This is a genomic window from Flavonifractor sp. DFI.6.63, assembly GCF_024462255.1.
Lineage (GTDB): Bacteria > Bacillota > Clostridia > Oscillospirales > Oscillospiraceae > Lawsonibacter_A > Lawsonibacter_A hominis.
The window spans coordinates 1-10,943 of the sequence record NZ_JANGBE010000055.1 but is presented as its reverse complement, the minus strand read 5'-3'; the positions used below and the strand labels follow the sequence as shown (position 1 = coordinate 10,943).

Genomic DNA, 10,943 nt, shown 5'->3' with positions numbered 1-10,943 from the left:
CGTTCTTTTCTCCGCTCCCGCTCAAGCAGCCTTTTCCCCACCCGCTTATTCTGGGAGCCATAGTATTCTGCAACTTCCCGCTGCGTTTTTCCCTCTGCCGGCATAGCCTTGATTTCAGGCAGCAACGGTCACTGGAGCCCGTCTATGCGGTAGTCTTTCTGGATGCCATCCACTTTCATGTTAGAAGCGAAGGGCAGATCGTCAAGAAAGCAGTCTATATTGCCATTGGCATCAACCTTGACGGGCGGAAAGATGTTCTGGGAATGTGGGTCGGTGAAAACGAAAGCGCCAAGTTTTGGGCAACTGTGCTGAATGGTTTGCGCAATCGAGGTGTGGAAGATATCTTCATTGCCTGCACGGACAATCTGACTGGGTTTTCTGCTGCCATTGAGGCAGTCTTTCCAAAAACGGAAATCCAGAACCGTATCATTCACCAGATTCGCAATTCCACCAGATATGTTTCCTACAAGGATCTGAAGGCATTGATGGCAGACTTGAAAGCGGTATATGCAGCCGTGGACGAGGCTGCTGCATTGGAAGCACTGGATGTATTTGCCCAGCGGTGGGACAAGAAATACCCGAAGATTTCGGCCTCCTGGCAGGACAACTGGCCCAATCTGAGTACCTATTTCAAGTTTCCTCAGGAAGTCCGGCGGCTGATTTATACCACCAATGCCATTGGAAGTACCGCTGGATCCTCAGCAAGGTTCATTTCGACTATATCAGGGACGCAAGCGATGCGTTGTATCCGATCTCCTTACGTATGGTCAGATTTGCGGTCAAAGAGGGCATGTACGAAACCGTAATCACCAACCTTCCCGCAGACCAGTTCCCGCCTCTGCTGCTCCGTAAGCTTTACCACAAATGCTGGGGCATCGAGACATCTTTCCGGGATTTGAAGCGCTGACACACTTTCATGCCAAAAAGCGCCCATTCATCAAGCAGGAGATATCTTCCAGAATGACGTTCTATAATGTGGAGTCTTTGATTGCAAAGTTCCTGCTTCCCATCCGGCCTGGCCAGCAAAAACCGAGGAATATGCGTGTGAAGCGCCCGACCGGTTTTCAGTACCGGATGATTTGAGGTTATTTCACATTCGTTTTTCGCGGAGGAAACTCCGCGCTTTTGCCGTGTCCTCTTTTCTGATGTATGTGTTTACGAAACCGCCTCCGAGATTCTCTCCCGGAAGCGGTTTCGTTGGGGTGGCTATCTTAATGAGATTAGGCACAGCCGGTGGTTATGACTATATCCTGTATCCTCTCAATCCTTGCAATACAAGCACATACCACAGAAAGGTGGAAATATCCGCAGAAATATGATACCGGCCGGCACGCGATTCTGCTATAATGGGCTCACCGGGAAAGGGGGCGCGGGATGCACTACACAACGGTAAAAGGAATCTTATCGGCCAAGAACGGCATGAACCTGTATCGCGGCTGTCAGCACGGCTGCATCTACTGCGACTCCCGGAGCGCCTGCTACCACATGGAGCACGATTTTGAGGACGTCGAGGTCAAGGAAAACGCCATTCCGCTGCTGGAGGACGCTCTGCGCCGCAAGCGCAAGCCCTGCATGATCGGCATGGGCGCCATGACCGACCCGTACATTCCGCTGGAGGAACGGCTCTGCCACACCCGGCAGGCGCTGGAGCTTGCCCTGCGATACGGTTTCGGCGCGACCCTTATCACGAAATCCACCCGGATCCTGCGGGATATTGACCTGCTGAAACGCATCAACGAGCGGACCAAGTGCGTGATCCAGATGACCATGACCACCTACGACGAAGCCCTCTGCCGCAAAATCGAGCCCAATGTCAGCACCACGCGGGAACGGTTCGCGGCGCTGAAAACGCTGCGGGAGGCCGGCATTCCCACGGTGGTCTGGCTCTGCCCGATCCTTCCGTTTCTCAACGACACGGCGGAGAACGTCAACGGGATTCTGGATTACTGCATTGAGGCGGGCGTGACGGGCGTCATCTGCTTCGGCATGGGCCTGACGCTGCGGGAGGGCAGCCGGGAATACTTTTACAAACAGCTGGACCGGCAGTTCCCCGGCCTGAAGGAGCAGTATATCCGCCGGTACGGCAGCGCCTATCTGCTGGACAGCCCAAATGGCGGAGCGCTGATGCGGCTGTTCCACCGACGCTGCAATGAGGCCGGAATTCTACATGATAACGACGCGGTTTTCCAGTACCTCAGAGAGTTTGAAGCCAACCGGCAGGAGCAGTTGAGCCTGTTTTGATGGGGCCGCGCGGCACGGGCGGAATGAGGGAGGATTCATTATGACATCAGATGAACGGATGTTTTTCAATACGACGCCCGGCGCATTACCGCTGTATGAGGTGCTGCGGAACAAGCTGCTGACCGAGTGCCCGGATACCACTTTGCAGGTGCAAAAATCCCAAATCACCTTCAAGGTGAAGTACGGCTATGCCTTTGTGTCCCTGCGGCGGATGAAGGGCTGCCCGGAGGTGTTCCTAATCGTGACCTTCGGCCTTTCCCACCGGCTGGACTCGCCCCGCATCGCCGCGGCCGTGGAGCCGTACCCCAACCGCTGGACCCACCACACCATCGTGTCCGAGCCGGACCAGCTGGACGGCGAGTTGATGGGCTGGCTGCGGGAGGCTCACGCTTTTGCGCTGGTGAAAGAAGGAGTGCGCTGACTGCAGGCAGCCACAAACAAGGCAGCGGCAAATCACGCCTCATCACCGGACGGCAACGTCTGCATGAGGGCGTAGAAGTATTCCGGTTTACCGGTGCTGAAGTATGCATACCAGGATTCCAGCGTATTCCATGCAAAAACGCCCAAATGCGCAATAATTTGCTTCGCCCACAGCAAGCTTCCGGTGGAGCCTGCGGTGATCAGGTTGTGATCCGAGACAGACGGCTGGTCGATGTAATAGCCTTGTCCCTTGTAACCTGGAACAACCATTTCAAGAAATCCCGGCCCATTGCTGGTATGCGGACGCCCATCCAACAGCCCGAAACCGGCAAGGGCTGCGGTAGCCCCGCAGATCGCACCTACCGTAGCGCCTGCCGAGAGAAGTTCGCTTGCTTTTTCGATGATCGCCCCCTGTTTGGGGTCGTTCCATGTATTCGCCCCCGGCAGCAACAGCACGCTGGTTTCACACACAGCAACATCGTCAATCAGGCAATCCGGCACCACCGTCAGCCCGCCCATCGTATGAATCGGATCTTTGGCATTACCAACTGTTTTGAGGGATAACTGAGGGGCGCCTTTCTTGAAGAAACGTCCGGAATGCAACTCCGAGGTAACATAACCCAGTTCCCAATCAGCTAACGTATCCAGAATGTAGACATAGACTGTAACCATAAAATTTCTCCGTTCTCATTGTGTTTTTGATGATCTTATTGTACTATGCGATCGTTGACAATAGTGTGGCAATAATCCACGATGAAAAGGGAGTTTGGGAAGGCGGCCGTCGGATGCGGGTAGACAGGCTTGTCAGTTTGATTATGATACTCCTTGAAAAAGAACGGGTCGGCGCACAGGAGCTGGCAGAGATGTTCGAAGTCTCGCCCCGCACGATCTACCGTGACATGGACACGATCAATATGGCTGGGATTCCGGTTTGTTCCACTTCGGGAGTGGGCGGCGGCTTTGAGATCATGCGGGAATACAAGCTTGATAAACGTGTTTTTTCGACCGCTGATCTTTCCGCCATCCTAATGGGGCTTTCCAACCTTTCCAGCGTGATGCGAGGGGATGAGCTGGTAAACGCGCTTGCGAAGGTCAAGAGCTTTGTTCCTGCCGCCCAGGCAAACGATATCGCATTAAAAGCGAATCAGCTTCACATTGATTTAAGTCCGTGGATGGGCAATCAGAACATACAGCCGTATGTAGAAATGATCAAAACCGCGTTGCAGGAAAGCAGGCTGCTTTCCTTTGCATACACGGACCGCCACGGAATTGAGACCGAGCGGACAGCCGAGCCGCATCAGCTTGTGCTGAAAAGCAATCACTGGTATTTGCAAGGGTATTGCCGCAAAAGGAATGCATTCCGTTTATTCAAGCTATCCCGCATGTCGAACCTGCAGATGCGGGAGGACGTTTTCACGCCGCGGGATTACGAAAAGCCTCAGCTGGACGTTGCGGATCTTCTGAAAACGATGCAGATGGAAATCAAAATCCGCATTCATCAATCCGTCATGGAACGGGTGCTGGATTTTTGCTCATATGAACACTTTCTGCCAGATGGTGAGGAACACTACATTGTGACCTTCCCTTTCATCGAGAAGGATTATTACTACGACATTCTGATGAGCTTTGGGAGTAAATGTGAATGTCTGGAGCCGCCGCATATCCGCGCGGAAATGAAACGCAGGGTACAGGAGATAGCCGCCTTATACGAAAAGGAGCATCCTTTCTCAGAGCAACCCCGGTTGGACGAGGTGTAAAATTGGAATTTGAGCGGTGGTAAATGGTATGAAAATGTCAAAAGGACTAATTGATAAGATGATGTTTGCTCCTTGCGGGATGAATTGCCTGGTCTGCTATAAGCATTGCTATCACAAAAAACCATGCGCAGGCTGCTTAAACAGCGACAGAGGAAAGCCGGAACATTGCCGCACGTGCAAAATAAAGGATTGTGTCAAAACCAAGGAATTGTCCTATTGCTTTGAGTGTTCCGATTATCCGTGCAGGTTGATAAAAAGCCTTGAAAAGAGCTACAGCATAAGGTATCAAGCAAGCCTTATGGAAAACAGTGAATTTGTTCGTCAATACGGTTTGGACCTCTTTATGAAGGCACAGGAGAAACGATATACTTGCCCCAACTGCGGTGGAATTATTTCAATCCATGACAGAGAATGCAGCGAGTGTCACGAAAAAATGAAATAGATGGATCCCGGTTGAACGAGGCGAAACACAATGAAAATGCAAATCGTCCCAGCTGCCGTGTGGAGCATCTTCCGTGGGCGCTTTGAAGCAAACCTCGACGTACTCGGCGCGGCCGACGGGAAGCGTGTCATGGACAAGGCCAAACAGCGGTACCAAACGATCATTGGCAGGATTCCACCGTTCGGGGCGGATGACGTTTTGCTGGTCAATATCCTGAGCGCGGCGATGGTGGCCGCTGTGTATCTGTCTCTGCCGCATCGTGTGCGGGTGGAGCAGATGAAGGAATACTACCGCCGGTCCATGAACGATAACGCTGTGATGAAGCTGGTGCTTCGAAATACGCATAATTTCTCGCAGAGACGTCAGAACCGGCTGGCAAAAGACGCGGAAAAGAGCCGGCGCTCCACGAACCCCTACTCCTGGCGCTATGTCTTTACCCCCGGGACGACGCTGGACAGCTTTGACGCGGTATTCGACCGGTGCGGGATCTGCGAGCTGTTCCGGACGCTTGGTATCCCGGAGATCACGCCTGCGCTCTGCGCCTACGATTATGAGATGGCAGAGCATACAAACACGGTATTTACCCGGGAATACACCCTCGCATCCGGCGGCCCGTTCTGTGACTGCCATTACCGGCGCAGGAGCGGATACAGCCCAATTTTATGAACCGGAAAAACGAGAGGTCAAAGGAGCGCAGAACCATGAACGACTGGTTTACAAAAGACAGAATCGACGCGGACACTTACATCATCAGTGAATACCGGCACTGGGAGGAAACGCACTGCTATTTGCTGAACGGCAGGGAACGGAGCCTGCTGATTGATACGGGGCTTGGTATTTGCAACATCTACGACGAAGTGGTGAAGCTCACCGATAAGCCCGTTACGGCGGTGGCGACGCACGTTCATTGGGACCACATAGGCGGACACAGGTATTTTCCCGACTTCTATGCCCACTCTGCGGAATTGGACTGGCTGAACGGCGGGTTTCCCCTGTCCATGGAAACAATCCGGGAAATGGTCGTTGACCGCTGTGATTTGCCCGAGGGCTTTGACGTAAGCAATTATGAGTTCTTCCAGGGGATACCGACAAAGGTGCTGGCCGACCATGCTGTGATTGACATCGGCGGGCGGCAAATTGAAGCGCTGCATACACCCGGACACGCGCCGGGACATTTATGCTTTTGGGAGAAGGAAAACGGGTATTTATTTACGGGCGATTTGGTTTACAAGGATGTGCTGTTTGCCTATTATCCCTCCACCGGCCCGGAGGCCTATCTCGCCTCGTTGGAAAAGATCGCGGCATTGCCTGTAAAAAAGGTATTTCCCGCACACCATTCACTGGAGATTCAGCCGGACATCCTGATTCGTATGCGGGAGGCCCTGCGGCGGCTTAAGGCGGAGGGAAAGCTTCATCACGGCAGCGGCGCCTTCGACTATGGCGACTGGGGAATCCGGCTGTGAACCGATGAGGAGCCGCGCCATGGCGTCTGGAGCAATTTCGGAATATTTCGAGACCCAGAACGGGAACGGGCAGGCCTGCGGCAGGAAGTTTGCCGCCTTCCTGGCGCGGGAGTTCCCGGGTCTGCGTCCGGATCTCTCCTTCTCCCTGCCCATACGGCGGGTGGGCCGAAAGAGGAATGAGGGCCATGCAGCCTTCTCGGCGGCAAAAACCATTTCAGCATCCGCTGTTCCGGCGCGGACTATGCGGCCCGGCCGGGGGGCGGAGCTGCCCTCCTGCAAGGCGGGCAAGCGGTGCATCAATGTCCAATACGGCGACTAGCAGGCGCCTGCGGCAGTGCAGAAAACGGTGAAAGCCTTTCTCGGGGAGTTGACGGCATGAAAGGGTTCGAACGAAAAAATCAGTTGCTTTCCCTCTGCGGGCTGAACTGCGGCCTGTGCCCCATGTTTTTGGGGCAGTACTGCGGCGGGTGCGGGAACGGGAACCAATCCTGCGCCATCGCCCGGTGCAGCCTGGAGCATGGAAAAGTGGAATACTGCCATGAATGCGGGCGATACCCTTGTGAAAAATACAGCGGATGCGAGGAATTCGACTCGTTTATCACCCACAGACGGCAGAAAGCGGATCTGGAACGGGCGCGGAAGATCGGCGTCTGCGCGTACAACCGCGAGCAGGCGGAGAAGGTGCAGATTTTGAACCAGCTGTTGGAACACTATAACGACGGCCGCCGAAAGACCTTCTTTTGCTTGGCGGTCAATTTGCTGGAGCTGTCCGAGCTGCGGGAGGCCATGGAGCAGTTGTACACCGCCGGGGAACTGCCCATGAAGGAAAAGAGCCGATACGCGGCGGAGGTACTTCAAACGATCGCCGGCAGAAGAAATGTGGAATTAAAGCTCCGCAAGAAAACCGGGAGAACATGACATGATTCGGGATAGACACAACTGTAAGGAGAGTATGATATCATGATCGATGCAACAGCAATTTTGGATTCCGCGGAGCAATTCCGATCGGAGATCCTTGCCGACCGGCGGAATCTCCATCGAAGTCCCGAGGTGGGCACCTGCCTGCCGGAAACCAGCGCATATGTGAAGCGGCGGCTTACCGCCCTTGGTTACGAGCCGGAGGAGATCTGCGAGAGCGGCATCGTCGCCTCCATCACCGGCGAGGACACGGGCAGGTGCATCCTGCTGCGGGCCGATATGGATGCCCTGAGGATCACGGAGCAGGCGGATCTGGCGTTTCGGTCTGAAAACGGCGCCATGCACGCTTGCGGCCACGATATGCATGCGGCCATGCTGCTGGGGGCGGCGCGGCTTCTGCGAGCGCATCAAAACGAGCTGAAGGGTACCGTTAAGCTGGTGTTCCAGCCCGATGAGGAGGGTTTTACGGGAGCCAAGGCCATGCTGGCGGCAGGGGTTCTGAACGACCCGAGACCTCAGGCCGGACTGGCGCTGCACGTCAACTCCGGCACACCCTCCGGTCTGGTGCTGTGCGGCCGGGGAACCTTCATGGCAGGCTGCACGTTGTTCCGTGTGACCGTCCGGGGCGTGGGCTGCCACGGCGCCATGCCGGAGACCGGCGTGGACCCCCTCAACATCGCCGCCCATGTCTATCTGGCGCTCCAGACCATCACCGCCAGAGAGATCGCCGCAAAGACGCCCGCTGTTGTGACCATCGGGAAATTCAGCGGCGGCGAGGCCCCCAATATCATTCCGCAGGAGGCTGTGCTGGAGGGCAGCATCCGCACCTTTGATCGGGAGCTCTCCGCGAAGATCATGCACCGCATCGGGGTCATCGCCAAGGGTACGGCGGAGGCCTTCCGGGGCAGCGCTGCGGCGGAGGAGCTGGCCTCTGCGCCGCCGTTGATCAACGATCCGGAGTTGGTGGACAGCATGGCGGGGTTCGCCGGAGAGCTGTTCGGGGAGCGCTCTGTCTACCCCCTGGACGAGGGCGGAATGGGCTCGGAGGATTTCGCGTCCTACACCTACGAGCTGCCCTGCGCCTATCTGCTGCTGGGCGCCGGTACGGCGGCAGAGGACCCGCGGTTCGGAAAACCCATGCACAATGAAAACGTCGTATTCAACGAGGACATTCTGACCCGGGGCGCGGCGCTCCACGCCTTCAGCGCCCTGAAGTGGCTGGCAGGAGAATAAACACACGGGGGAGACCGTATATGATTCGGGAAATTTGCAAGGACGAAGCGTTTCTCGCCCAGAAGGCCAAGCCGGCTACGGCGGACGACCTCTGCGTGGCGCAGGATTTACTGGAAACGCTGGAAGCTCACAAGGATGGCTGCGTGGGCATGGCGGCCAACATGATCGGCGCGAACAAGCGCATCATCGCCTTCGACAACGGGGGCACTCACATGGTCCTGTTCAACCCGGAGATCGTCAAATGCTCCGGGCCTTATCAGGCGGAGGAGGGCTGCCTGTCCCTCACCGGTGCCCGGACGGTGAAACGGTTCCGGTCCATCAAGGTGCGGTACCAGAACGAGGCGTTCCAGGTGCGCTTCAAGACCTTCACCGGCTGGACGGCGGAGATCATCCAGCACGAGATCGACCACTGCGAGGGGATCATTATATGAGAGCGGCCATCCGCAATCGCATCTCCAGGCGGAGCTATCTGCAAACGCCCATCGCGGCGGAGCTGCAGGAGGACATCCGCGCAGGGGTCGACGGACTGAACCGGGAATCCGGGCTGGCCTTCGCCTTTGCGGAGGACGCCGGGAAGGCGTTCACCTCCATGCGAAAGAGCTACGGAATGTTCTCCGGCGTGCGCTCCGTCATCGTTCTGAAGGGGGCGGCGGACCTGCCTGACCTGGCCGAAAAGCTCGGCTATTACGGCGAGCAGCTGATGCTGGATTTGACGGACATGGGCCTTGGCACCTGCTGGGTCGGCGGCACCTTTGACCGGGGGCAGTTCGCAATCCCCAATGGGGAAACCATGCTGTGCGTGATAACGGTGGGCCATGTGGCAGAGCAGTCCACGAAGGAGAAGCTGATTCGACATGCCCTCAGCCGCAAACGAAAGCCGGTATCCCAGCGGCTGCGGGGCTATGAAACCGCGCCCGCGTGGGTCCTGGCGGCCATGGAGGCCGTGCGTCTGGCTCCCAGCGCGGTGAACCGCCAGAAACCGGTCTTTACCTATGATGGCGGCACGGTCACGGCGGCGGTGGACGCCAGCCGGGCGATGGACTGGATCGACCTGGGCATCGCCAAGCTGCACTTCGCCGAGGCGGCGGGCGGCCGCTTCACGTTTGGGCAGGACGGAAGATTTTTGAAGGAGTAACGCTATGTTTCCCGATCGACATAGCCGGGGGCGTTTTGCAAAAGGCGGCGGCTGTATACAGCCGCCGCCTTGGAATGTCCAGACCTTTTACCTCATATTTGTTGGTATCTATAATTTTATTTGCTTTGTATATAGTCTATTGGGGGCTAAGCTCTACCGAGCCAACAGACGCATCCTCAAGCCTCATTTCCTCTGAATATACATAATATCTATTTTTCCCGTTATTTTTCGAAACGTACAGGGCTGTGTCTGCGTGACGGTAAAGCGTATCAAAATCCGTTTCACCATTCTTGGCGATGGCAATCCCAGCACTGCAGGTCAAGTAAACAGACCTATCTTTTTCGATCACCAGTTCGGTCACATGCGATAAGAAGTCTGCAATCCTATCCATGAGCCCCGAAGGATTGGAGACATCTTTTATGAAAACAACAAATTCGTCTCCGCCAAAACGGCTTAATACATCTGTTTGCCGAAACCTCTTTCTTATTGTTTCGGCAACACTGAGAATAGCTTTGTCTCCAACAGTATGGCCAAAACGGTCGTTAATGGATTTAAAGCTATCGATATCTATCAAAACCAATGCCCCTGTTTTGCCGTCCTTCCTGTTGATGCAAGTTTTGATTTGTTCTTGCGCAGCTGATTTATTCAATAGCCTTGTAGTTCCGTCATGAGTCGATTCATATTTCAGCTGTTCATTTATCGTTTCCAGCTTTTTGAGCTGCCGGATTTCTTTATATTGTTCGCTAATATCTGTACACATACAGTAGCACATGATATGCCCGTTATCCTGGTTTTTATAAAAGATAACATTCATGCGGACATACATATCGGTAGAGCCAATATAAATGTCATACGGAGCAGAACCTATTCCTTCATAAAATATGTTTATTGCCTCTTTGTGTTGAAAGCAGCGGGCGGCATTTGGAGTAATCATCTCAACCTGATTGTTCTCGATGAAAGCACGCCCCTCCTCATCATAGGGGGCAGGAACACTGAACCCCAGGGCTGCAAGAAGGCTGCTTCCATCCGGCGCAAGAATATCTTCAATGATCAGCCCATCTGTCAAGTCGGAATGCACCGTAAACAACGCATTATTCCCCATGACATCAAAAAATGCTTTTCTTTCGGTAGAAAGTTGATTCTTTAGGTCCCTGCTCCTTTCTTGCAACGAAGAGGCAAGCCCTCTCAACTCGGCATATTTTGCTCCTAGGGCTTGTTTGAAAAATAAAAGTTGCACAATAAAGCAAGTTATGCGAAGCTAAGGGCATGAAACGATATGAATTAACAAAAGAACAATGGGAACGGATCAAACCGTTGCTGCCGCCGGAAGAAAC

Annotated in this window: 14 protein-coding genes; 12 read left to right on the top strand and 2 right to left on the bottom strand. The window is 54.7% G+C overall.

Going from position 1 to position 10,943, the window contains the following annotated elements:
• From NE547_RS17480 to NE547_RS17470, 3 genes are all read left to right on the top strand, one after another.
• Positions 1-806 (top strand): IS256 family transposase (locus NE547_RS17480; RefSeq protein ID WP_256176574.1); only part of this gene is annotated, 806 nt, incomplete at its 5' end.
• Positions 807-1,374: 568 nt separating this feature from the next.
• On the top strand, positions 1,375-2,241 hold the full coding sequence (locus tag NE547_RS17475) for a radical SAM protein (RefSeq protein ID WP_256176573.1): 867 nt from the start codon (positions 1,375-1,377) through the stop codon (positions 2,239-2,241).
• Positions 2,242-2,281: 40 nt separating this feature from the next.
• The gene (locus NE547_RS17470; RefSeq protein ID WP_186908505.1) at positions 2,282-2,662 is read left to right on the top strand and encodes a DUF5655 domain-containing protein; all 381 of its coding nucleotides are present in this window, start codon (positions 2,282-2,284) and stop codon (positions 2,660-2,662) included.
• Between the two features lie 32 nt (positions 2,663-2,694).
• On the opposite strand, the gene NE547_RS17465 is transcribed toward NE547_RS17470, so the two are convergent.
• Positions 2,695-3,333, bottom strand: a complete 639-nt coding sequence (locus tag NE547_RS17465; protein ID WP_256176572.1) for a DJ-1/PfpI family protein — start codon at positions 3,331-3,333, stop codon at positions 2,695-2,697.
• Positions 3,334-3,446: 113 nt separating this feature from the next.
• On the opposite strand from NE547_RS17465, the gene NE547_RS17460 reads away from it, so the two are divergent.
• The 9 genes from NE547_RS17460 to NE547_RS17420 are packed head-to-tail and all read left to right on the top strand — an operon-like array spanning position 3,447 to position 9,609.
• Positions 3,447-4,418, top strand: coding sequence for a YafY family protein (locus NE547_RS17460; protein WP_256176575.1), 972 nt, complete (start codon positions 3,447-3,449; stop codon positions 4,416-4,418).
• Positions 4,419-4,446: 28 nt separating this feature from the next.
• A complete protein-coding gene (locus tag NE547_RS17455) occupies positions 4,447-4,860 on the top strand; it encodes a DUF3795 domain-containing protein (protein WP_256176571.1) in 414 nt (137 codons plus the stop codon).
• A gap of 30 nt (positions 4,861-4,890) precedes the next feature.
• Positions 4,891-5,526 carry an L-2-amino-thiazoline-4-carboxylic acid hydrolase gene (locus NE547_RS17450; protein ID WP_256176570.1) on the top strand — a complete coding sequence of 212 codons (636 nt, stop codon included), beginning with the start codon at positions 4,891-4,893 and terminating at the stop codon, positions 5,524-5,526.
• 35 nt (positions 5,527-5,561) lie between these two features.
• Positions 5,562-6,323 carry an MBL fold metallo-hydrolase gene (locus tag NE547_RS17445; protein WP_256176569.1) on the top strand — a complete coding sequence of 254 codons (762 nt, stop codon included), beginning with the start codon at positions 5,562-5,564 and terminating at the stop codon, positions 6,321-6,323.
• Positions 6,324-6,342: 19 nt separating this feature from the next.
• Positions 6,343-6,642, top strand: coding sequence for a DUF1801 domain-containing protein (locus NE547_RS17440; RefSeq protein WP_256176568.1), 300 nt, complete (start codon positions 6,343-6,345; stop codon positions 6,640-6,642).
• 56 nt (positions 6,643-6,698) lie between these two features.
• Positions 6,699-7,241 (top strand): DUF3795 domain-containing protein, encoded by a 543-nt coding sequence (locus tag NE547_RS17435; RefSeq protein ID WP_186908500.1) that lies wholly within the window; start codon positions 6,699-6,701, stop codon positions 7,239-7,241.
• A gap of 42 nt (positions 7,242-7,283) precedes the next feature.
• Positions 7,284-8,474, top strand: coding sequence for an amidohydrolase (locus NE547_RS17430; protein ID WP_256176567.1), 1,191 nt, complete (start codon positions 7,284-7,286; stop codon positions 8,472-8,474).
• Positions 8,475-8,494: 20 nt separating this feature from the next.
• On the top strand, positions 8,495-8,905 hold the full coding sequence (locus NE547_RS17425) for a peptide deformylase (protein WP_186908498.1): 411 nt from the start codon (positions 8,495-8,497) through the stop codon (positions 8,903-8,905).
• Complete coding sequence (locus NE547_RS17420; protein ID WP_186908497.1) at positions 8,902-9,609, top strand: nitroreductase family protein; 708 nt, start codon at positions 8,902-8,904, stop codon at positions 9,607-9,609. Before NE547_RS17425 ends, NE547_RS17420 begins: the two co-directional genes overlap by 4 nt.
• 136 nt (positions 9,610-9,745) lie before the next feature.
• On the opposite strand, the gene NE547_RS18690 is transcribed toward NE547_RS17420, so the two are convergent.
• Positions 9,746-10,846, bottom strand: a complete 1,101-nt coding sequence (locus tag NE547_RS18690; RefSeq protein WP_256176566.1) for a diguanylate cyclase domain-containing protein — start codon at positions 10,844-10,846, stop codon at positions 9,746-9,748.
• Positions 10,847-10,943: the final 97 nt, after the last annotated feature.

Coding starts and splice junctions, on each gene's coding strand:
- NE547_RS17475 (WP_256176573.1), top strand. CDS start 1,375: ATGCACTACACAACGGTAAAAGGAATCTTATCGGCCAAGAACGGCATG.
- NE547_RS17470 (WP_186908505.1), top strand. CDS start 2,282: ATGACATCAGATGAACGGATGTTTTTCAATACGACGCCCGGCGCATTA.
- NE547_RS17465 (WP_256176572.1), bottom strand. CDS start 3,333: ATGGTTACAGTCTATGTCTACATTCTGGATACGTTAGCTGATTGGGAA.
- NE547_RS17460 (WP_256176575.1), top strand. CDS start 3,447: ATGCGGGTAGACAGGCTTGTCAGTTTGATTATGATACTCCTTGAAAAA.
- NE547_RS17455 (WP_256176571.1), top strand. CDS start 4,447: ATGAAAATGTCAAAAGGACTAATTGATAAGATGATGTTTGCTCCTTGC.
- NE547_RS17450 (WP_256176570.1), top strand. CDS start 4,891: ATGAAAATGCAAATCGTCCCAGCTGCCGTGTGGAGCATCTTCCGTGGG.
- NE547_RS17445 (WP_256176569.1), top strand. CDS start 5,562: ATGAACGACTGGTTTACAAAAGACAGAATCGACGCGGACACTTACATC.
- NE547_RS17440 (WP_256176568.1), top strand. CDS start 6,343: ATGGCGTCTGGAGCAATTTCGGAATATTTCGAGACCCAGAACGGGAAC.
- NE547_RS17435 (WP_186908500.1), top strand. CDS start 6,699: ATGAAAGGGTTCGAACGAAAAAATCAGTTGCTTTCCCTCTGCGGGCTG.
- NE547_RS17430 (WP_256176567.1), top strand. CDS start 7,284: ATGATCGATGCAACAGCAATTTTGGATTCCGCGGAGCAATTCCGATCG.
- NE547_RS17425 (WP_186908498.1), top strand. CDS start 8,495: ATGATTCGGGAAATTTGCAAGGACGAAGCGTTTCTCGCCCAGAAGGCC.
- NE547_RS17420 (WP_186908497.1), top strand. CDS start 8,902: ATGAGAGCGGCCATCCGCAATCGCATCTCCAGGCGGAGCTATCTGCAA.